Here is a 20,750-nt window from a genome sequence, read left to right on the forward strand (position 1 = left end):
GGGGGTATTGTTATGTATCGTATTGACTTTAGAATTAAACAATCATATAATAATATTCAAAATTTAATTTAAAATTATGTTTTGTAATCGTTGTCAACATGAATAAATGAAGTATTGACGTCATAAACATCTTTGATGAGATACAAAACCACTGGGAGGAATTGATCTTATGGAGGAACTTGTTTTTGACAACTACCCACAACAGCCGCACGGGGGAAAACTTGTCGATCGCGTGTTGACAGGAGAGCGACGAACGGAAGCCATGAAGCGAGCGAGAGAAATGCCCTCTATCATGGTAGACCTTGAAGCGGTCATTACCATTGAGATGATTGCAACGGGGGTGCTTTCTCCAAATGAAGGGTTTATGAACAAAGCGGATTATGATTCTGTCCTCGAGCATGGCCGCCTGGAAAACGGCGTCGTCTGGCCAGTACCACTCAGTTTTGCACCGATTGGCGAGCTAAATGATCAGGTTGTATCTTCCCTCTCCATTGGGGATGAGGTTGCGCTGGTCAACGATCAAAAGGAACCGGTTGCCATTCTAGATGTAACGGATATTTTTAACTATGACAAAGAAAAGCGGGCGCACCACGTCTTCGGCACAACCGACCGTAATCATCCTGGCGTTGACGCCATTTACCGGCGTATGGGAGATGTATCGTTAGGCGGCCCTATTAAATTGCTCCAGCGCGCCGATTGGGGTCCGTTTGAAAAACTGCGCACAGAGCCAAAAGACATGTGGCATCGCTTTTATGAAGAGCGCAAGTTCCGCTCAGTTGCCGGCTTCATCACCGGAGCCAATCCGCTGCACCGCGGCCATGAGTACATTCATAAAAATATCCTGGAAGAAGTTGACGGTCTGTTAATACAGCCCCTTGTGGAAATGGCCAAACGGGAGTATACACGACATGAGTTTCGCATGTTGTCATATCAAAGCGTCATGGATACCTATTATCCAAAAGGACGTCCTGTTTTGTCCCCGCTTAGGGTCACATACATTTTCGCCGGGCCGCGGGAGACCATCCTTCATGCACTGATCATGAAAAACTACGGCTGTACCCATGCCTTGATTGGGCGTGATCATGCAGGAATTGGGGATTATTATGACAAGTATGCCAGCCACACAATTTTCAAAGACTTCCCGCCTGAAGAATTGGGAATTGATGTCAGACTTTATTTTGAAGTATTTTATTGCACCAGATGTGATAATCCCGCCACCCAGCAAACGTGTCCACATGACGAACGTTTTCGCATTAACATTTCCGGGACAGGCATAAGGGAGCTATTGCGTCATGGCGTCTTGCCACCGAAGGAAATCGTACGACCAGAGTCTGCACGGATAGCCATTCAAGGTGTGCAGCCAAAGGGACTCGACGACAACAATCAGTCCATTACCCCAGCTGGAAAAACGATCAAAAGCATTTTCCCGTATTATCTGGATAAGACTGGATTAGGGGAAGCACACGCCAGAAGCAACTGACGATAGAAGAACTGACAAATCGCGATCTGGAGTCAGCCGTGCTCGATGCACGCTCAAATGCCGATCGTATTTATAAAGAGGTGTATGATGCGTATACCTATGCGGGTGATACGAATCGTAACCTGCAACCGGAGTGGGTTGCTGACGCTCGCGCTGCTATGCAGCACCAGCAGGAAATGGTGATTAGTGATCTTGAGGAAAAGGTTCAGCAAGCACCAGCCTCGGCTTCTGATGAATATATGTATCAGGACAAAGCCGAAGCTGAAAAAGAACGGGATGTCGCCCAGAAGATACTTGCCGATATTCCACCCGCTATCAGAGCAGAAGATGTTGCCTACCGCACATGGAACCCAATGCCATACCGCCGCTACCGAAGCGGGGATGACCCTGAAGAAACAGAAACCAAAGACAAAACCGTAGCTGGAGAGAAAAAGTAAAAACCATTAGTGGTCTAGTCGACGACTGTTCATAGGGGCTGATTTTCGTATTCGTTTGAATGTGCATATCTGGGAATGAATGTGTATATAAGCGTTTGAAGGTGCATATCCGGAATCGAATGTGCATATAAGCGCTTGAAGGTGCATATCCAGGATCGAATGTGCATATAAACGCTTGAAGGTGCATATTCAGGATCGAATGTGCATATAAGCGCTTGAATGTGCATATCAAGGGATGAATGTGCATATAAGCGTTTGATTGTGCATATCCGGGATCGAATGTGCATTTTCGTTTAAATGAGCACCGTGATTTGCGCTGAGGGAACCCCTCTTCAAGCTCGAGGTAAATACGGAGATTCCTGTGGGTCCGACGCTCAGCAGCGCCCGCGAAAAAGGCAGTGTTATCCCGAGCGGTTGCCAGAAGCAGTCATCCCAGACTTTCACTAGTTCGCTATTTGAGTCCACTGTTAAGTAATAGTTCAAGAGGCTACGGGCTGGCAGGTGAATGGTTTAATAGATTTGAGGGTTTAGGAGATACATCTAGTGCGTTGCATAGGCGCGGCACTTGAATCAATGACAATCTGGTGCTGTCGTGAGAGAATAGGGGCAGTATAGAGGATTGGGAGTGATGTTATGCAGCAGGTGGCAGAGTGGCTGCGTGCAGCGGAGCATACCGTTATTTTCACAGGTGCGGGCATGTCAACCGAGAGCGGCCTTCCTGATTTCAGATCAAAAGATCGTGGACTTTGGGAAAAGTTCAATCCCGATGAACTGGCAAATGTCGATGCGCTCCTCAATAACACTGAGGAGTTCGTCGACTTTTACCGATTTCGTCTTAGGGAGGTTAACAAGTATACGCCCCATGCCGGTCATCATACCTTGGCAAAGTGGGAGCGGCAAGGGCTGATTGACGGGATTATCACACAAAACGTGGATGGATTTCATACGGATGCCGGCAATGAAACAGTGCATGAACTGCACGGCACTTTTCGCAGGTTCCACTGTCATGAATGTGGCAAAACATATGAGCGTGATGCCTATCTTGATGGTCATGTTACCTGTACATGCGGGGGGACCATCCGACCCGGCATTGTGTTATTCGGTGAAACACTGCCGCAAACAACTTTTTCCGCGGCTGAACAGCTTACGATGAAAGCGGATTTGTTCATTGTTCTCGGCTCATCATTAAGCGTCACGCCGGCCAACATGTTCCCGGCCGTGGCGAAACAAAATGGTGCAAAGCTTGTGATTATCAATCGCGAACCGACTGTCATGGATTATATGGCAGACAGATGTATCCATGGTCAAAACATTAAACACGTGCTGAACGAAATTGATGCATTACTGGAAAATAGCAAATAGGGCGCACAAAAATAGTTCACTTACCCAAGCACAGCGCGATCGTTGCCGAACGCCGCACCTTGTTTTTCCTTAATTTTATGCAGAAGGGCTTCTATCGTCAATGCTTGTTTCTCTGCGCCTTCCACTTCGAATATAATCTTCCCCTTGTCCATCATGATCAGACGGTTGCCGAGGTCAAGCGCCTGTTGCATATTGTGGGTGACCATCAGAGTCGTCAGGCCAAATTTTCCCACGACCTCTTCAGTCAAATTCGTGATCAGTTCAGCCCTGGATGGATCAAGGGCTGCTGTATGTTCGTCAAGCAGAAGAATGTTGGGCTCGGTGAACGTCACCATTAACAAGGACAAGGCCTGGCGCTCACCACCTGACAGCAGACCAACTTTAGCATTTAGCCTGTCTTCAAGGCCGAGATTAATAGATTCGAGGTATTCACGAAACATATCTTTACGCTTTTTTGTAACGCCAAGTTTAAACCGGCGTTTTTTATTGCGGGCATAAGCCATGGCCAGGTTCTCTTCTATTGTCATGGACGGAGCAGTGCCTGCCATTGGGTCCTGAAATACCCGGCCAATGAGGCGTGACCGCTTGTATTCAGGTAAGTGCGCTACATGTTTTCCATCAACGACCACGTCCCCTACATCCGGAATCAGAGTCCCTGAGATGACGTTCATTAAAGTCGACTTCCCAGCACCATTACTGCCGATTACTGTAACGAAGTCACCTTTGTTCAACTCAAGACTTACATCATTCAATGCTTTCTTTTCGTCAGGAGTGGATTCGTTGAAGGTCATTGAGATGTTTTCCAGTTTCAGCATGTCAAGCTCCCTCCGTTTTAATGGCTTCGAGTTCTGCACGTTTTTGCAAACGGCGCTTTTTCTCTTGTCTTGCTTTCATGATCTTTGGTGTAACAAGTGCAGCAATGACCAGAATAGCCGTGATGAGTTTCATGTCCCCTGTGTCTAGGAAATCTACACGCAGAGCAAATGTGACAACGATCCGGTAAATAATTGCCCCGCCGACAACGGCTAATGTCGCCCGAGCTATCGTCTTAATGCCAAACAGCGCCTCCCCGATAATAACCGACGCCAACCCAATAATGATCATGCCAATCCCCATATTCACGTCGGCAAAATCACCATGCTGGGCAATCAGTCCGCCTGACAAAGCAACGAGGGCGTTGGACACTCCAATTCCTGCGATAATCAGACGATCCGTATTGGCAGAGAGACTGCGGATCATCTTTTGGTTATCTCCTGTTGCCCTAAGCGCCAGCCCCACTTCGGTTTTCAGGTAATAGTCTGTCAGCAGCTTAATACCCAGTGTTACAACCATCATGACACAAATAATGCCCCAAGTGGACGGCAAGCGATCAACGCCAATGGTTGTCAAAAAGCTGTATAAGACATTATCGATTCCAGTCTTTTCCCATACAGACCGCAATTGTTTAAAAATCGTGGATTCATTTAAGAGTGATAATGTCGGTTTTCCCATGATACGTAAGTTGATCGAATACAGGGCGATCATCATAAGGATCCCGGACAGCAGTGCATTGATCCGGCCCTTGGTGTGCAAAATACCTGTCAAACAACCGGCTAGAAATCCAGCAAATGCTGCGAATATGCTTGCCAGGATTGGCGAAACTCCGGCCATGACTGAGATGGCGGCTACACCTGCACCGGTTACAAAGCTCCCATCTACTGTTAGATCCGGAAAATCAAGAACACGGAAGGATAAATATACCCCAAGTGCCATGATCGCATAGATGATTCCCAGTTCGATTGCATTAAATAATGATAAGAGCATCGTGTCCCCCCCGATTGGCTATGAAATGGCAATACATTTGGTTGAAGGGAAAAAGGGCTTCTTTCCCGCCTTCCTCACTTCTGGCTACCTTTTATTCTTCGGTTTCCACCATTTCTGCGTCATCCCAGTCATCGTTCCACTCGATACCCTGGGCTTCTGCCGCTTCTTTATTAATGAACAACTCCATTCCGGATGGATACTCCACAGGAATGTCTTTTGTCGTTTTATCGCCTTTTAAGATCTCTGCCGCCATTTCACCTGAGCGGTAACCAATTGTATAGTAATCAATTCCAAACGTTGCAAAGCCACCCTTGGCGAGTGAATCCGGCTCAGCCACAATCAGCGGTATCTTTTGCTCATTGGCCACACCAACTACACTGTCCAGAGCTGACACAACCGTATTGTCGGTAATAATGTAAAACACATCAACCTCACCCGCAAGAGATGTGGCAGCTTGCTGCACTTCACTTGAGTTGCCTACTGTTCGCTCTTCAAAGCTGAGGGAGTTGCCATCGGCTGCTTCTTTGATTGCGTTAATCTGAGACACGGAATTTTGCTCGCCAGCGTTATACACTAAACCGACTTTGGCACCTGAAAAATATTGATCGATAAAACCAACTGTTTTCTGGATCGCTTCCGGATGCTGGTCAACGACACCCGTAATGTTCTCACCTGGCTCATCCATAGCCGTGACGAGATCACTTTCAACCGCATCTGTTACCGATGTGAAAATGATTGGGATATCCCCGCCTGCTTTTGCAGTTGCCGACAGCGCACCAAGCGCACTCGGAGTTGAATTGGCAAAAATCAAATCAACGCCATCATTGACAAAATTTGAACTGATCGTAGCGACGTTGTTTTGATCATTCTGGGCACTCTGGTAATCGTATTCCACATTAAGTTCAGCATCTTCAAGCGCTGCCTTGAAACCATCATACGCCGCATCCAAAGACGGATGTTCCAAGATCTGTGTGGCACCAACCGTGTAAGAATCATTTGAAGACCCATCAGTAGAAGCATCAGACCCACATGCAGCTGTTACCAACAACGCTAAAATTGCCATTCCCGTCACCAACCATTTTTTCATTGCCCATCCCCCACTTTTTTATAAAATTTTAAAGAGTATATCACACATATATGTTTAGTCAAGGTGTTTTAGAAACTTTCAGTATAAAAACACTTATTAATCTTGTCTACTTGACACTTCCATACGCAGTGCAGGCATGTTGTGAATGGCATGGCCTATCAGATCCTCAGCTGCTTCTTGCAAACTTTCGCCGACGCCTGGATGAATCATCATCGGATAGATCATATCCTCTTCTTTAGCTGCCATTTCAAGCAGTTGTACGAATACAGCAGATAGTTCCGCAGCTCCGTCCCCGATCATGTGGACCCCGAGAATGATCCCGGATTGTGAATCGGTAATGATCTTAATAAAGCCATCAGATTTGTCTGTTAGAACACTGTAGCCATTCCCGCTGAGATTGAACCGACCTGTTCGGACCTCCAAGTGTTGTGCAATGGCTTCTCGTTCGGACGTTCCGACTGAGACGACAGACGGAATGGTTCGGGCGATGGTAGGAACAAAAGTTAAATTGACGTCTGGATGTCCTCCTGCCGCGGCTTCAGCTGCTGATTTCCCTTCTTTGATGGCCTTTACTGCAAGTGGCGGCCCTTCAGTAATATCTCCAATAGCATAAATTGCGTCCATCGATGTTTGCTGCATTGGATTCACTTTAACAAAGCCTTCTTGCGTCAATTCTACGCCAATTCTTTCCAAACCAAGTTCAGACGTATTCGGACACACCTCTCCGCTTACAAAAAGGTGAGTGGCTTCAATTACCTGTTCCCTCTCATTCGCTTGATTCCAGGTAATGTTCAGACCCTGATCATGTTCTGCTACCTCAGTGATCATTGCCTGTTTATGCATTTTAATTTTTTGTTTTTTAAATTGACGGGTCAGTTCCCTGTGAAGCGATTCGTCAAAAAGGAGCTCGCCCTTGTTTCCCAGCAGCAATGTCACTCTCGAGCCATAAGCAGCATAAGCGGATGCCATTTCAAGGGCCAGGTAGTCATCTCCATAAACGACGAGATGTTCAGGCAATTCATCCAAACGATACAGATCATCCGCAAGTAAAACGCGGGGTATATTCGGTGTGATACCTGCGGGCAATCGCCGGGTGCTTCCTGTTGCAATAATCGCCTTGTTAAATGTATATGTTTGGTATTGGTGTCCATGCTCGACGCCAACCTTATTCACACCTGTGAAAATAGCCTTTCCTTGAATCACTTCAATCTGATTCCTGTTAAGCAGTGTTTCTATGCCTTGCTTCAATTGCTTGATGACAGCATCCTTGCGTTTGAGCAATTTCTTAGGATTAACCGCAGAGGTTTCCACATCAAGTCCGAGAATGCCTGCCTTCTGAATCTGAGCATGCACGGAAGCAGCATGGGTCCATATTTTTGAAGGGATACACCCTCTATTCAGGCAAGCACCACCAAGCTCCTCGGCTTCAATCAGCGTCACTGTCATACCGAGCTGGGCGGCTCTGATCGCTGCGTTATAGCCACCCGGACCGCCGCCAATAATGATAAGATCACGTGTCTCGCTTAATTCTCCAACGACCATTTATATCATCTCCAGCATCAATTTATACGGATTTTCCAGGAGGGTGGCGAAGTAATTGGTGAAACGTACAGCTGTCGCCCCGTCCGCCACACGGTGATCAAATGATAGGGATAACGTCATGATCTGGCGGATAACAATTTCATCATTCTCGTCAACGACAGGGGTTTTCTTTGTTTTATGAAAGGCAATCAGGGCGGTTTCCGGATAGTTGATGATTGGTGTTGCACCAGTGCTGCCGAGAGGACCGACATTACTCATGGTAAAAGTGCTGTCCTGCATATCTTCCCGGGAAAGTTGATTGGTTGTGGCTTGATCGGTAAGACGCCTGATTTCTGCGTGGAGTTGTGTTAAGGATTTGAGGTGGGCATCTTTTACGACCGGTACAACAAGGCCATGCTCAGTATCAGTCGCAACACCGATATTATAGTGGTGATACAAAACAATTTGTTCATTTTTCTCGTCAAGTTCAGCATTGAAGATCGGGAATTCTTTCAAAGCATACACCAGCGCTTTAGCTAGAAAAGCCGGAACAGAAATGTGGATCCCATCTGTCTTAAGGCTCGTACGCAGATCTGACAGCCTGGTCATGTCAATGTCGTCAAAGTGTGTCACATGGGGAATCGTATAAAGCGATTTTGTCATGTTACGGGCGATTTGCCTGCGCATGCCCCGAAAAGGTATCGTCTCTTGCTTTTTCTCAATCTCTGGCGTTTCTGGTGCACGAAGCGTCTCCACCGTTACTGCTGTTTCAGTTTTATGTGTCTGAGACGCCTGTTCCCCCGACGCATAGGCGATTACATCTGCTTCACTCACCCGCCCGGAAGCGTCAGACGAGGGAACCTGTTCGATATCAATGCCCCGCTCCCTGGCAATGCGTCTTGTATGAGGCGTGGCGAGCACGCGCTTAAATACACGGCCGGCTTGTGTTGGCTGAGGTGTTTGACGCATGGGCTTATGGTCTATTTGCGGTTCTTTTTCCATTTGTGAGGGTTTAACAGCGGCATCACCGGCACTGTCAATGTACATCAGAGTTGTGCCTACTTTAACGGTTTCACCCGGTGTGACGACAATATCCGTCACGATACCTTCTGCAGGCGAAGGGAGTTCGGCGACCATCTTATCTGTTTGCACCTCCACAAGAGGCTGATCCGCCTTAACCATGTCACCCTTTTTCACGAGATAGTGAACAATTTCTCCTTCTGTCATACCTTCCCCGATGTCGTGCAGCTTTACTTCCAGCATTGTTGTCACCTCCTAAAAGTTAACAGTCTGTTCAATCTGTTTCAAAACACGAGGCACATTCGGCAAGTAATGTTCTTCCAGCGCAAAAAACGGCACCGGCACGTCAAAACCAGTGACCCGTTGAACAGGTGCCCGCAAATAAAGAAATGCTTCGTCATTAATAATAGATAGGATGTCATTGCCCAGTCCGCCTGTTCCTTGAGCTTCGTGCACGATCACAGCGCGACCCGTTTTCTGTACGGAGTCACGGATCAGATCACGGTCAAGCGGATAAAGCGTTTGAACATCGATCACATCACAACTGATACCCTTTTCCGCGGCTGCGTCTGCCGCTTGTTTTGCAACTGGGACCATGGCTCCCCAGGCAATCAGGGAAATATCATCCCCTTCTGCCACCTGCCGCCCTTTGCCAATCTCGCATGTATAAGGTGTTGTCGGCACGGCTTCTCGCTCTGAGCGGTAGCTGCGCATCGGCTCCATGAACAAGACCGGATCCGGATCATCAATCGCAGCCATAAGAAGCCCTTTCGCTTGGTGGGGCGTCGCTGGGCACACCACTTTTATGCCGGGCATATGGGTGAACAGCGCTTCTGCACTGTCAGAATGCACTTCAGGTGCTCTGATGCCTGCACCATATGGCGCTCTGATTACCATAGGCACAGTAAACCGTCCCATCGATTTCATCCGCATCCGGGAAACATGGGTCATGATCTGGTCATAGGCCGGGTAAATAAAGCCCATAAACTGCATCTCAACGACAGGTTTAAATCCATTGACAGCAAGGCCAACAGAAGTTCCGACAATCCCTGATTCCGAAAGTGGTGTATCCACTACACGCGTCGACCCATAAGCATCATACAACCCTTCAGTCGCCCGAAAAACACCCCCATTTTTGCCAATGTCTTCTCCTAAAAGGATCACTGCTTCATCTTGATCAAGTTTGCTTTTCAGAGCGTCATTAATTGCCTGAACCATCGTCATTTGGCGAGTGGCCGGCGCCGTTTGAGTTTGCGTGTGAACCATTTAGGATTCCTCCTTTAAATCTTCCATATAAGCAGACTTCTGCTGAGCAAGATGTGAGGGCACTGCGTTAAAAACATGGTCAAACATATCAGCAACATTGGCTTCTGTATAACTTTCCATCTCTTTCACAGCCTGTTCAACTTCCGTCTCCCGCTGCTCTTCCATATCGGCTATTTTTTCCGCATCCCAGTAGTCGTGTTTCTTCATAAAGCGTTCCAGTCTGTCGAGAGGATCGATCTTGTCGGCCCCGAGATGATCTGGCCGGTACTTTGTTGGGTCATCCGCTGTTGTATGGGCGCCTGTTCGCCATGTGACGGCTTCAATCAAAGTGGGCCCCTCACCTTTTCGGGCAGTTTCCACAGCCTGTTTTGTGGCAAAATAAACGGCAAAACAATCGTTGCCATCGATCCGCACACTTGGAATGTCATATGCGATCGCCTTTTGGGCAATTGTCTTACTGTTGGTCTGTTTTTCAAAAGGCACAGAAATGGCGTACCCGTTGTTTTGGTTGAACAAGACGACTGGCGTTTGGAAGACACCAGCAAAATTGAGCCCTTCATGAAAATCGCCTTCCGAGGTCGCACCATCGCCGAAGTAAGCTATGGCCACATTGTCCGTTCCTTTCATTTTTTCTGCCTAGGCAGCTCCCACAGCATGGGGGATTTGCGTAGCAATTGGGACAGCCGCTGGGAAAATACGTTTGCCCTCCGGCGGTACACATCCCTCCACCCGACCATTCCAATATAAAAACATCCGGGTCATATCCGCTCCAAACGTTAAGGTTGCACCGTGATCGCGATAGGTCGGAAACACCCAATCATCTTCACCAAGTGCAAGTGCGCTCCCAACCTGTGCAGCTTCCTGCCCTTCAAATGGCGGATATGTACCAATCCGACCCTGCCGCTGCAGACTGATCGCTTTACGGTCGAAGGTGCGGATTCGGTACATATGATCATATAAACGATATGCCAAATCAACGTCGATCAAGGTCTCATAAGATTCATCGAGCAATGTCCCATCATCATTTATGATCTTCGATATTGGAAATTCATTCTTCACTGGCCCCTCTCCCTCCATTCATTGTGTGCGTCGTGCAAGATTCCACTTCGGCCGGACAGACCGGGTATAAAAGCTGTTTAGGCGTTTTCGATCGATCAGCACCTGTCTGCAGATTCGATCAGCTGCCTCTGCAGTCGGGATCTGATCACTCTCTGCCTGACGGTAGACATCAAGCATTATATGATAGATATCTTTGGTTTTTAGCAGGACACGTTGTTCGTTTGCGCCATATAACTCGTCTGCCACTTGAATCAGACCGCCAGAATTAATGATATAATCCGGCGCATATAAAATCCCGCGTTCAGCAAGCTTGCTCCCATGCTGATCTGAAGCAAGTTGATTGTTGGCAGACCCTGCAACGGCTTTGACACGCAGCTCACGGATAGTGTGATCATTGAGAACGCCGCCAAGCGCGCACGGTACAAAGATATCTGCGGACTGACTGCAGATCGCACTGTCCGGTACTTTTTCCAGACTGCCGGGAAGACCAGCTGCTTCAGCCTCCAGCTGGCCGACTTTTTCATCAGCAATATCCGAAACATAAAGCTTTGCGCCTGCTTCGAGTAATCCTTTTGCCACTTTGAATCCAACTTTTCCAAGCCCTTGTACTGCGTATGTTGATTGCTGAAGGTCGTCACGTCCGAACAGCATTTGATTCGTGGCCATCAAGCCGTATAGGACCCCTTTTGCGGTCGGTATGGATGAATCGCCCCCGCCTCCGTATGCTTCAGGCACGCCAACGATATGGTTCGTTTCTTTCAGCGCATGAACAAAATCGTCCATTGTCGTCCCCATGTCTGTCCCTGTGATGAAACGGCCTCCCAGAGTCTCCACAAATTGGCCGAACGCCCGGAACAGTGCAGGTGATTTATCGGTTTTCGGGTCGCCGATGATGACAGCCTTTCCGCCGCCAAAATCCACATCGGCAGCAGCACATTTATAGGTCATCCCTTTTGAGAGACGCAAGGCATCAGTTAACGCCGCATCGACCGTTTCATAGGGGTGCATACGGCAGCCGCCAAGGGCCGGACCGAGCGTCGTGTCATGGATCGCGATAATCGCTTGCAGTCCCGTGTGCTTATCATTGCAGAAAACAACTTGCTCATGGTCTGAGAGCTGATTCAACAATGTGCTGTCCTGAAGGCGCGCCGGGTTATTGATTACACTCATATTTTGCCTCCTTCACCGTTTAGGTTAAGCGACTTGATATTAAATCTGTTTTGGTTAGAATGTTTTCCCTGGAGCTGGGGTGATACTTTTAGAAAAATTAACAGATAGCGTGCGGAACTGTGTCTCTGCTTCTTCCACCATTTCTTTTAAAAGGGATTGAACTGTTGGCAGCGAATCGATTAGCCCTGCAATCTGGCCGCCGTTCATAAAACCATTTTCTCCGTCACCTTCCAGTGCCCCTTTGATGTGAAACGCTTCAGAAGTTTTTTCACTGTATGCTTCTGCCGTCATACCCCTATGTTCGTGTGCGTCTAAGTGATGTGCATATGGTGTTGCAAGCACACGTCTCGGTCGGTTGAACGTGCGCCCAATGACCAACGTATCGGTCCCGTCTGCATTAAGAAGAGTCTGTTTGTATTCATCATGAAAGGGCGCTTCTTGGGTGGCTATCAACCGTGTTCCAATTTGAACCCCTTGTGCACCCAGCGCCAGAGCTGCGGCCAGACCTTTTCCATCACCGATCCCACCTGCAGCAACCACCGGCGCCTGAACCTGCCGCACCACTTGAGGAATTAACGTGAACGTGGTCAACTCCAGCGGCGAATTGATTCCGGCTGCTTCAAATCCTTCTGCTACCAAGATATCCGCTCCAGCTGCTTCTGCTTTTTTGGCATGTTTGACAGAAGAAACGATGGCTATGACTGTGATTCCAGCCGCAGAAAGGTGCGGGAGAATTGACTGTGGGTTACCAGCCGAAAGGGATACGACCGGGACACCATGATCAATAACGAGCTGAACGAGTTTTTCAGTGTACGGGGTGACATTGATCGGGATATTGACTGCGAACGGTTTACTGGTCAGTTCTTTTGTTTGCACAATCAAGTTCTCAACGGTTTCAGGATCCATTGTGCCGCACCCGATTGTGCCAAGACCACCTGCCTCTGATACAGCAGCGGCCAGCTCAGCACTGCTGATGTTGCCCATCCCGCCTTGAATAATGGGGTATTGGATGTTGAGAACCTGGTTAACAAGTGCCATGTCATCCCTCCTTGTGTTTTGGAAAAGTTGTGTGATGTGAGCGGGACTGATTGGTCGTTGTTCGGGAGAAAAGACCGCCGTTCAACTGGAAATACCGCCGCTCAAGGCGCATTATCGCCGTTCAATCGGAATTACCGCCGCTCAGGGCGAATTATCGCCGTTCAACCGGAATTACCGCCGCTCAGGGCGAATTATCGCCGTTCAACCGGAATTACCGCCGCTCAGGGCGAATTATCACCACTCAGCCGTAAATACCGCCGCTCAACCTCTACACCAGCACTCTCACCGCCTGCCCCTCTCCACAATCATTGAAATGCCCTGCCCGACACCGACGCACATGGTGGCAAGACCCCGTTTACTTTCCCGCCGCTTCATTTCATGCAAAAGCGTGGTCAGGATCCGTGCGCCGCTTGCCCCCAGCGGATGGCCAAGTGCAATCGCGCCTCCATTAACATTCACTTTATCCTGGCTAAGCCCGAGCTCGCTGATGCAAGCAAGAGATTGAGAGGCGAATGCTTCGTTGAGTTCAATCAGATCCAAATCGTCGACACTCATCCCCGCACGCGCCAGTGCTTTTTTCGTCGCACCAATCGGACCAAGTCCCATGGTTGATGGCTCAACACCGTATACAGCACTGGTCCTATACGTAGCGAGAGGGGTTAAATCGTATTCCCGTGCTTTCTCAGCTGACATGATCAGTAAGGCGCTGGCCCCGTCGTTGACGCCTGATGCATTACCAGCAGTGATGGTGCCTTCTGGAAATAACGGCCTCAGCTTACCCAATTTTTCAACGGTTGTGTCTGGGCGCGGATGCTCATCTTTCTCCACACGAATGGTTTCGCCACGGTGATTCTCATATTTTACTGGAACGATTTCTTCCTCAAACCGTCCACTCTCCATGGCCCGCTTCGCCCGCGTTTGACTTTCCAAGGCAAAAGCATCCTGTGACGTTCGTGATATCTGAAACGCACGGGCTACATTTTCAGCGGTTTCAGGCATGGATTCCGCGCCATACATTGCTTTCAATCGTTCATTGGTAAAACGCCAGCCAATCGTCGTATCAAAAAGTTCCATATTCCCACGCGGATAAGGCTGTTCTGGTTTCGATGTAACCAGCGGGGCCCGGGTCATGCTTTCCATACCGCCAGCGATAAAAACCTCTCCTTCACCAAGTGCAATGGCCCGTGCCGCATAAATAACGGCATCAAGTCCCGAACCACAAAGCCGATTTATTGTTGTCCCGCCGGTTTCCACAGGCAAGCCAGCGAGAAGAGCAGACATCCGCGCGACGTTCCGATTATCCTCGCCCGCCTGGTTAGCGTTTCCGAGCACGACATCCTCAATAGCCCTGCTCGGTACATCGGGATTTCTCTCGAGCAGCGCTTTAATTACCAACGCACCCAAGTCATCAGGCCGCACGCCGGCAAGGGCACCTCTATACCTCCCGACAGGCGTCCGGACTGCATCTACAATCACCACTTCCCTCACGTGCGCCACCCCCTGCCCTGATCCGTATAATCATACACGCCACGCCCGGACTTCCGTCCCAGCCGTCCTGCTTTCACATACGCTTCCAGTAACGGAGCAGGCCGAAATTTATCTCCAAGGGTTTTATGCAAATACCGTAAATTGTTGAGTCTGGTATCAAGCCCCACAAGATCCCCAAGCTCCAACGGTCCCATCGGGTAATTAAGGCCCAGCTTAATGGCCTTATCGATATCCTCAGCGCTTGCGACCCCTTCCTGCAGCATATGGAAAGCCTCGTTACCGACAAGCGCACTGATCCGGCTTGTCACAAAGCCTGGAAATTCATTGACTTCTACCGTTTCTTTCCCCATCTTTTCAGCTGCCTGTTTGATCAATTGAACGGTGTCTTCAGCTGTTTCGAGCCCTTTTACGATCTCGACAAGCCGCATTTTATGCACCGGATTGAAAAAATGCATCACCGCAAATTGCGCTGGTCTTCCTGTATAGGACGCTAGCTCGGTCGGACTGATCGTGGAAGTATTGGAAGCAAAAATGGCCTTACTTGGCGCATAACGTCCTGCTGTTTCAAGAACGTCTTGCTTCAGGTCGTGTTTTTCCGGAACTGCTTCGATGACACAATCTGTCTCAGCTACGGCACTTTGTAGATCGGTTGAAGTGTTTAACCGGTCCAGTAGATTGGCGGCGGATGCTTCCGTCAACTTCCCCCGGTCCACCGCTTGCTCTGTTAATCTTTCAATATGGTCACAGGCTGCACTTAATTGAGCAGTGCTGACGTCAACGAGGGTCACTCTAAAACCGCCAAGGGATGAGACATAAGCAATTCCTCGTCCCATCACACCCGCCCCGACAACCGTTATATCGTTGATTGTCATTTTTAAACTCCAAACGGGTTGAGCGGCTTTGATCCGTAGTATGATAGAACACTCTTATCTTCCATATATAAATCAAGCGATTCTACGGCAAGTTCCCGGCCAAACCCTGATTCTTTATAGCCGCCGAATGGGGTTCCGGGGAATGCGGAAAATGGACTGTTTACCATAACGATACCGGCCTGAATCTGGTGGGCTACCCGTGTCGCTCTCCCCTGATTCGTCGTCCAGATAGAAGAGCCAAGTCCGTATTTCGTATCATTGGCACGTTTAATCACGTCTTTCTCATCAGAAAAACGCTCTACAACGACGACCGGTCCAAAAATCTCCTCTTTTACGGCTTTCATATCTGGCGTCACATCAGCAATAACTGTCGGTTCATACCAATGTCCGCCTTCAAATCCGGGCACTTCAGCTTCCTTACCTCCTGTTAAAATGGTCGCCCCGTCACGCACGGCCGACTGGACATACCCATCAATGACTTCAAGTTGTTCCCTGCTGATGATTGAGCCGATGTGTGTGCCTTTGTCAAACGGATCACCGAGAACAAGCTTCTTAGATTTCGCGACAAACTGCTCAATGAATTCATCATAAATATCATCATGAACAAACATCCGTGACCGTGCTTCACAGGACTGACCGGTGTTGAAATAAATACCGAAAAGTGAACCCGCGACTGCCGCTTCCATGTCTGCATCGTCAAATACAATGTTTGGCGACTTCCCGCCAAGCTCAAGGGTAATCCGCTTCAACGTCCCGGATGCTTTCGCCATAATGTCTTTTCCTGTTGGCGTGGAACCCGTGAATGCCACTTTATCCACGGCCTCATGCTGAACAAGATAATCACCGACAACCGCTCCAGAACCTGGGACGGTATTGACAACCCCTTCCGGCACCCCAGCCTCATGACAGATTTCATTGATTAGTAGTGCCGTCACGGGGGTTAGGCTTGCAGGCTTCACAACAACCGAGCAACCGGCCGCAATCGCGGGGGCTATTTTCCATGCTGCCATCATGACCGGATAGTTCCACGGGATGATTTGGGCACACACTCCAACTGGCTCTTTATGGGTATAGTTGAAAAAGCCATACGGCATGTTATTGACTGTTCCGCGGTGTCCCACAATCGCACCAGCATAGAACTCAAAGTCCTCAATTGCCTGATTGATCTGGACGGTGGCGGCCCCAACTGATTTCCCGCTGTTCAGCACTTCCATCTCAACAAGATCTTTAAAACGCTCACGCATAAGCGCTGCGATTTGATTCATCACCCGAGAGCGTTTGCCAACAGGATATTTGCGCCATTTACCATGATCAAACGCCTGACGAGCGGCTTGGACAGCTTTTTCCGCATCGGCTTCATTCGCCTTTGCTACACGTGCAAGAACTTCACCCGTAGCTGGATTATACGTCTCGAAGGTCTCACCTGAAGCACTTTCCATCCGTTCTCCGTTAATAATCATTCCATAATGAGATCGTTTCATGGAACCGACTTCTGTGACGATATCTTTTGCGGTTGTTTCTGACATTCAAAATCTCCTCCTCTACTAAAATACCAATTCATCCATGTGTCCTATTGTCCTGTAAATTGGGCCCTGCGCTTTTCCTTGAAAGCTGATAGTCCTTCCGCATGATCTGCAGTTTTCCCGGCAATGCGCTGTGCCTGCGCTTCTTTTTCCAAAAAGGTTTCATATGTCTCATGCATGCTATCCATCATATAACGCTTCACGAGAGAAAATGCTTGAGTCGGCGCTGCAGCCAGTCGCTCTGTAAATGCCTGGACACCTTCATCCCATCCATCTGGGGAAAACGCCTGTGTGACAATCCCCAACTCATAGGCTTCTTGTCCCGACACCGGGTTGCCCAGAGTCACAATTTCAAGCGCTTTGGCATACCCGACTAAGCGAGGCAGCATGTACAAAAAGCCCGAGTCTGGAATTAAGCCAATGTTCATAAACGCACTGACGAACTTGGCATCTGTACGCATTAGGCGAAAATCTGCTGCCAGGGCCAAGCTCATCCCAGCACCTGCTGCCGTCCCATTAATTGCAGCTATAATCGGCTTAGGCGTCTCTTTCATAGCCATAAGCATCGGGTGGTAACGTTCACGTAAAACATCGGCATGATTGGTCTGCTCATCCACGCCCCCAAGATCTTCCCCGCCGCAAAAAGCACGGCCTGCACCTGTCAATACAATCACACGAACATCCGCATCTTTCCCGGCCTGTTTAAGTGTCTTAATGATCACCTGATTCATATCTGGTGTGAACGCGTTAAACGCCTCCGGACGATTCAGCGTTAGGGTTGCCACACCATTACGTGCTTCATATTTAATCGTATCTGATGTCACGTTTGCCATCTGTCACTCCCCTTTAAATTCTGGCTTTCGCTTCTCCTGAAAAGCCTGCATACCTTCTTTTTGATCATGGGAATCAAACAGCATATAAAAGTTTTTGCGCTCTAACAGTAGTCCATCGTCTAAATTCAGATCCTCTGCACGAAGGACGGTCTCTTTGATCAGACGGACTGAAAGGGGCGGCTGCTTTGTGAGCTGTCTGGCAAGACGTATGGTTTCTTCGTGGAGCATTTCTTCAGCGACCATCCGATCAACCACACCGAAGTGAGCTGCTTCCTGCGCAGTCATGGTGTCTCCCAGCAAAATATACGCGAGTGCCTTGCGTCGGCCCATTGCGCGCGTGAGAAGCTGTGTGCCGCCAGCTCCAGGCATGACACCCAATTTCACTTCTGGAAAACCGAACTCAGCGGTTTCCGCAGCCATGATCAGATCACAATGCAACACCAGCTCAAACCCGCCGCCAAGCGCAAAGCCATGAACAGAGGCAATAATAGGCTTTTTGATCCGTCTTAACCTGTCCCAGTCTGCAAATGGATCAGCGCGTTCCATGGACAAAGGCGTTTCCGTCATCATTTCATCAATATCTGCTCCAGCAGCAAAAGCTCGGCCTGCTCCATTTATAACCATGACGCGTATGGCTGGATCTTTATCAAACGCCTCTAGTTGGGCAGCAATTTCTGTAATCATCTGCCGGTTTAACGCATTCAAAACTTCCAGCCGGTTCAATGTCACTATTCCGACGTGATCAGTCACAGATACTTGTATGAATTCAGGCATCCACATCCTCACCAATCATCAATGTGACCAGGTCTCCGGCGAACTGCATCACATCTTTTCCGGAAGCTTTGCCCTCATCGGTTTTCATTGCTTCCTGAAGAGCCTCATGATCATCGTAAAACATTTCACACAGCAAGTAGAACTCACTTTTTCCCATCGGTGAGCCGACGATTTTCGTAACTTTCATGTCACGCAAACCCGGAATTTTTTGTGTGAGCGGGGTATGAACATTGAAATAATGCTCGTCAAAGGCTGCTTTGTCCTCTGGTTGCTTATATAATGCAATCAATTTAACCACTTGCATCTCTCCTTTTATTGTCCATTATATGGTTGAGGGGGTATCTTTAATGACTGGCTTCATCGCTTCGAATGGATTGCGGCATGCCATGCAGTAGAGAATGCTTCTGCATGCGGTCGGTCCGAAGACGTTTTCCATTGATGTATAGTCTGAGCCGCAATAAGGACAGTCAACCGTCCACATCTCTCCAGGGTGGTAATCCTCTGGAGGAGGTGATATACCATGCTTTTTCAGCTGGCGTTTGCCTTCTTTTGTAATGGCATCTGTCGTCCAGGGCACTTCAAAAGTGAAGGCTACTGTACATGACATCACCCACCCTAGTGTTTGTACCGCCTCCCGGACATCCCGTTCGATAAATTCAAGTGCTGGGCAGCCTGCAAAGGTCGGCACCATTGTTACCTGAACATCGCTATCATTGATCGCAATATCATGAACCATGCCAAGATCCCATACACTTACATTCGGCAGTTCTGGATCATCAACCGTCTGCACAATCTTCTGCACTTCCTGAAGTCTCAACATCTCTGACTTGATCACCCTTTCCCTTTCGTCACCAGACGGCTGTTCTGTCGCTGTTGTAAACCTCGGCAAACGTAACAAGCGCCTGATCAAGGTCCCCGGTATGTTCACCCAAACGTCCATTGCCTTCTTCAAGTCCCCATTCACGCCCGGGGATGTCAGCAACGATCGAATGAATGGCTGCCTTCCAAGTCTTTGCCAAGTCTGTTTCACTTCCGATCAGACCATACTGTTCCATCGCTTGTTTTTCTTCGCCCAAGAGCGGCACATCCCCAATGCAGCTCCATGCCTCTTGCATCCGTTCGTGAATACGGTGCTTGGCCTCATCTGTTGCCCCTTGCAATTGCCGCAGCCACAAGGACCAGTGTGCCAAATGGTAGCTTTGTTCAAGCAGTACTTTTTCAGCGGCAAGGGCAAGCGGTTTATAAGTCGAACGTGCAACCGCTTCCAATTTTGCTTTTTTAAACGTTTCATATAAAACATTGCGAACAACTGCCAGCGCCCAGTCATAATAAGGTTCTTCCCAGTACGCCCCGTCACCGTTTTGCCGCTCAAAGTAAACCGCATTGCGCCGCTCTCCCGGCAAACGTTCATGGGCGATCACATCAGCATCTCCTTCTCCAAGCCCTTCAAGGAGGGTGTAATACATGACAGCATGACCCATCGTGTTTTGAGTGATGGAAGAATACGCAACATCTTCTTCAATATGCGGTGCGAGTCCAAGCCATTCCGAACCTCGAAATGCCATGATAAAGTCATCATCTGCCAATTGATACAGCAATTCTTTGAGTGCTTTTGAATAAGTAGGATTCGCCTGTGCCTCGCGGGCGGTTGTCACCAGGTGCATCATGATTTTTTCACCTCTTTCCAGGACATGATCTCTTTTTCATCCAACATGCCCTGCTCTTTCTCCCGCCACTTCTTGCGCAAATAGCCATACCCTTTTGTCGTTCGGTAGTCTTTATTGTCCAACCGTTGCGTCAGCTGTTGACGTTCTGATGCATTCAATGCTCTGACCGCTTCACGCGGAACCACCCAAAGATCAACAACTTCCTGGCGTCTCATAAAATTCTCCTGAGCCATTAATAGCGCCATTTCTTCATTCGGCGCGAGCAAGCTAAATTGATGCTGGAGCGGTGTTTTGTGATTACGCTTGCTGAACACTTCATATTCCTTATAAAACTGCCCTTCTTCACGCAC

The 20,750-nt window shown here is 48.7% G+C and carries 21 protein-coding genes and 1 pseudogene; 4 read left to right on the forward strand and 18 right to left on the reverse strand.

Going from position 1 to position 20,750, the window contains the following annotated elements; genetic code table 11:
* Positions 1-169 precede the first annotated feature (169 nt).
* The 3 genes from JNUCC1_RS06120 to JNUCC1_RS06125 all read left to right on the forward strand — a co-directional run bounded on the left by JNUCC1_RS06120 (position 170) and on the right by JNUCC1_RS06125 (position 3,279).
* Positions 170-1,480 (forward strand): sulfate adenylyltransferase, encoded by a 1,311-nt coding sequence (locus tag JNUCC1_RS06120; protein ID WP_231747009.1) that lies wholly within the window; start codon positions 170-172, stop codon positions 1,478-1,480.
* Positions 1,481-1,518: 38 nt separating this feature from the next.
* Positions 1,519-1,917 (forward strand): hypothetical protein, encoded by a 399-nt coding sequence (locus JNUCC1_RS18600; protein ID WP_231784072.1) that lies wholly within the window; start codon positions 1,519-1,521, stop codon positions 1,915-1,917.
* A 633-nt stretch (positions 1,918-2,550) separates the two neighbouring features.
* Positions 2,551-3,279, forward strand: coding sequence for an SIR2 family NAD-dependent protein deacylase (locus JNUCC1_RS06125; protein WP_156644579.1), 729 nt, complete (start codon positions 2,551-2,553; stop codon positions 3,277-3,279).
* A gap of 20 nt (positions 3,280-3,299) precedes the next feature.
* Here JNUCC1_RS06125 and JNUCC1_RS06130 read toward each other — a convergent pair whose 3' ends face one another.
* From JNUCC1_RS06130 to JNUCC1_RS06170, 9 genes and pseudogenes are all read right to left on the reverse strand, one after another.
* A complete protein-coding gene (locus JNUCC1_RS06130; protein ID WP_156644580.1) occupies positions 3,300-4,094 on the reverse strand; it encodes an ABC transporter ATP-binding protein in 795 nt (264 codons plus the stop codon).
* A gap of 1 nt (position 4,095) precedes the next feature.
* Positions 4,096-5,082 (reverse strand): ABC transporter permease, encoded by a 987-nt coding sequence (locus JNUCC1_RS06135; protein ID WP_156644581.1) that lies wholly within the window; start codon positions 5,080-5,082, stop codon positions 4,096-4,098.
* A gap of 91 nt (positions 5,083-5,173) precedes the next feature.
* Positions 5,174-6,169 (reverse strand): ABC transporter substrate-binding protein, encoded by a 996-nt coding sequence (locus JNUCC1_RS06140; protein WP_156644582.1) that lies wholly within the window; start codon positions 6,167-6,169, stop codon positions 5,174-5,176.
* 96 nt (positions 6,170-6,265) lie between these two features.
* A complete protein-coding gene (locus tag JNUCC1_RS06145; protein WP_156644583.1) occupies positions 6,266-7,711 on the reverse strand; it encodes a dihydrolipoyl dehydrogenase family protein in 1,446 nt (481 codons plus the stop codon).
* The gene (locus tag JNUCC1_RS06150) at positions 7,712-8,953 is read right to left on the reverse strand and encodes a dihydrolipoamide acetyltransferase family protein (RefSeq protein ID WP_197431644.1); all 1,242 of its coding nucleotides are present in this window, start codon (positions 8,951-8,953) and stop codon (positions 7,712-7,714) included.
* A gap of 12 nt (positions 8,954-8,965) precedes the next feature.
* Positions 8,966-9,976 (reverse strand): alpha-ketoacid dehydrogenase subunit beta, encoded by a 1,011-nt coding sequence (locus JNUCC1_RS06155; RefSeq protein ID WP_156644584.1) that lies wholly within the window; start codon positions 9,974-9,976, stop codon positions 8,966-8,968.
* Positions 9,977-11,035, reverse strand: a pseudogene (gene pdhA / locus JNUCC1_RS06160) (pyruvate dehydrogenase (acetyl-transferring) E1 component subunit alpha).
* A gap of 18 nt (positions 11,036-11,053) precedes the next feature.
* Positions 11,054-12,205: a Leu/Phe/Val dehydrogenase gene (locus tag JNUCC1_RS06165; RefSeq protein ID WP_156644585.1), complete on the reverse strand. Its 1,152-nt coding sequence runs from the start codon at positions 12,203-12,205 to the stop codon at positions 11,054-11,056.
* A 54-nt stretch (positions 12,206-12,259) separates the two neighbouring features.
* Positions 12,260-13,243, reverse strand: a complete 984-nt coding sequence (locus tag JNUCC1_RS06170) for an NAD(P)H-dependent flavin oxidoreductase (protein ID WP_156644586.1) — start codon at positions 13,241-13,243, stop codon at positions 12,260-12,262.
* Positions 13,244-13,279: 36 nt separating this feature from the next.
* Between JNUCC1_RS06170 and JNUCC1_RS06175 the strand changes: the two genes are divergently transcribed.
* Positions 13,280-13,555 carry a hypothetical protein gene (locus JNUCC1_RS06175; RefSeq protein ID WP_156644587.1) on the forward strand — a complete coding sequence of 92 codons (276 nt, stop codon included), beginning with the start codon at positions 13,280-13,282 and terminating at the stop codon, positions 13,553-13,555.
* Here the strand turns inward: JNUCC1_RS06175 and JNUCC1_RS06180 are convergent.
* The 9 genes from JNUCC1_RS06180 to paaB are packed head-to-tail and all read right to left on the reverse strand — an operon-like array spanning position 13,526 to position 20,750.
* Positions 13,526-14,731: an acetyl-CoA C-acyltransferase gene (locus tag JNUCC1_RS06180; protein WP_331713632.1), complete on the reverse strand. Its 1,206-nt coding sequence runs from the start codon at positions 14,729-14,731 to the stop codon at positions 13,526-13,528. The genes JNUCC1_RS06175 and JNUCC1_RS06180 overlap by 30 nt on opposite strands.
* A complete protein-coding gene (locus tag JNUCC1_RS06185) occupies positions 14,728-15,603 on the reverse strand; it encodes a 3-hydroxyacyl-CoA dehydrogenase (RefSeq protein ID WP_156644588.1) in 876 nt (291 codons plus the stop codon). Before JNUCC1_RS06185 ends, JNUCC1_RS06180 begins: the two co-directional genes overlap by 4 nt.
* Before the next feature lie 2 nt (positions 15,604-15,605).
* Positions 15,606-17,129, reverse strand: coding sequence for an aldehyde dehydrogenase family protein (locus tag JNUCC1_RS06190; RefSeq protein WP_442915420.1), 1,524 nt, complete (start codon positions 17,127-17,129; stop codon positions 15,606-15,608).
* A gap of 44 nt (positions 17,130-17,173) precedes the next feature.
* Entirely contained in the window at positions 17,174-17,959 is a 786-nt protein-coding gene (locus JNUCC1_RS06195) for an enoyl-CoA hydratase/isomerase family protein (protein ID WP_156644589.1), read from the reverse strand.
* A 3-nt stretch (positions 17,960-17,962) separates the two neighbouring features.
* A complete protein-coding gene (locus JNUCC1_RS06200) occupies positions 17,963-18,733 on the reverse strand; it encodes an enoyl-CoA hydratase-related protein (protein ID WP_156644590.1) in 771 nt (256 codons plus the stop codon).
* A complete protein-coding gene (locus tag JNUCC1_RS06205; protein ID WP_331713633.1) occupies positions 18,726-19,031 on the reverse strand; it encodes an EthD family reductase in 306 nt (101 codons plus the stop codon). Before JNUCC1_RS06205 ends, JNUCC1_RS06200 begins: the two co-directional genes overlap by 8 nt.
* A 24-nt stretch (positions 19,032-19,055) precedes the next feature.
* Positions 19,056-19,622 carry a 1,2-phenylacetyl-CoA epoxidase subunit PaaD gene (gene paaD, locus JNUCC1_RS06210; protein WP_331713634.1) on the reverse strand — a complete coding sequence of 189 codons (567 nt, stop codon included), beginning with the start codon at positions 19,620-19,622 and terminating at the stop codon, positions 19,056-19,058.
* Positions 19,582-20,400 (reverse strand): 1,2-phenylacetyl-CoA epoxidase subunit PaaC, encoded by an 819-nt coding sequence (gene paaC / locus JNUCC1_RS06215; protein ID WP_156644592.1) that lies wholly within the window; start codon positions 20,398-20,400, stop codon positions 19,582-19,584. The genes paaD and paaC overlap by 41 nt, the downstream gene beginning before the upstream one ends.
* Positions 20,397-20,750 (reverse strand): 1,2-phenylacetyl-CoA epoxidase subunit PaaB, encoded by a 354-nt coding sequence (gene paaB / locus JNUCC1_RS06220; RefSeq protein WP_331713635.1) that lies wholly within the window; start codon positions 20,748-20,750, stop codon positions 20,397-20,399. The genes paaC and paaB overlap by 4 nt, the downstream gene beginning before the upstream one ends.

It is taken from the genome of Lentibacillus sp. JNUCC-1 (assembly GCF_009741735.1).
In the GTDB taxonomy this organism is placed as follows: domain Bacteria; phylum Bacillota; class Bacilli; order Bacillales; family Amphibacillaceae; genus Lentibacillus_B.

What these genes read in the sequence shown, in the direction of transcription:
- JNUCC1_RS06195 (WP_156644589.1), bottom strand. Translation starts at nt 17,959, where the DNA reads ATGGCAAACGTGACATCAGATACGATTAAATATGAAGCACGTAATGGT.
- JNUCC1_RS06200 (WP_156644590.1), bottom strand. Translation starts at nt 18,733, where the DNA reads ATGCCTGAATTCATACAAGTATCTGTGACTGATCACGTCGGAATAGTG.
- JNUCC1_RS06185 (WP_156644588.1), bottom strand. Translation starts at nt 15,603, where the DNA reads ATGACAATCAACGATATAACGGTTGTCGGGGCGGGTGTGATGGGACGA.
- paaC (WP_156644592.1), bottom strand. Translation starts at nt 20,400, where the DNA reads ATGATGCACCTGGTGACAACCGCCCGCGAGGCACAGGCGAATCCTACT.
- JNUCC1_RS06150 (WP_197431644.1), bottom strand. Translation starts at nt 8,953, where the DNA reads ATGCTGGAAGTAAAGCTGCACGACATCGGGGAAGGTATGACAGAAGGA.
- JNUCC1_RS06140 (WP_156644582.1), bottom strand. Translation starts at nt 6,169, where the DNA reads ATGAAAAAATGGTTGGTGACGGGAATGGCAATTTTAGCGTTGTTGGTA.
- JNUCC1_RS06145 (WP_156644583.1), bottom strand. Translation starts at nt 7,711, where the DNA reads ATGGTCGTTGGAGAATTAAGCGAGACACGTGATCTTATCATTATTGGC.
- JNUCC1_RS06130 (WP_156644580.1), bottom strand. Translation starts at nt 4,094, where the DNA reads ATGCTGAAACTGGAAAACATCTCAATGACCTTCAACGAATCCACTCCT.
- JNUCC1_RS06120 (WP_231747009.1), top strand. Translation starts at nt 170, where the DNA reads ATGGAGGAACTTGTTTTTGACAACTACCCACAACAGCCGCACGGGGGA.
- JNUCC1_RS06170 (WP_156644586.1), bottom strand. Translation starts at nt 13,243, where the DNA reads ATGGCACTTGTTAACCAGGTTCTCAACATCCAATACCCCATTATTCAA.
- JNUCC1_RS06125 (WP_156644579.1), top strand. Translation starts at nt 2,551, where the DNA reads ATGCAGCAGGTGGCAGAGTGGCTGCGTGCAGCGGAGCATACCGTTATT.
- JNUCC1_RS06155 (WP_156644584.1), bottom strand. Translation starts at nt 9,976, where the DNA reads ATGGTTCACACGCAAACTCAAACGGCGCCGGCCACTCGCCAAATGACG.
- JNUCC1_RS06135 (WP_156644581.1), bottom strand. Translation starts at nt 5,082, where the DNA reads ATGCTCTTATCATTATTTAATGCAATCGAACTGGGAATCATCTATGCG.
- JNUCC1_RS06165 (WP_156644585.1), bottom strand. Translation starts at nt 12,205, where the DNA reads ATGAGTGTAATCAATAACCCGGCGCGCCTTCAGGACAGCACATTGTTG.
- JNUCC1_RS06190 (WP_442915420.1), bottom strand. Translation starts at nt 17,129, where the DNA reads ATGTCAGAAACAACCGCAAAAGATATCGTCACAGAAGTCGGTTCCATG.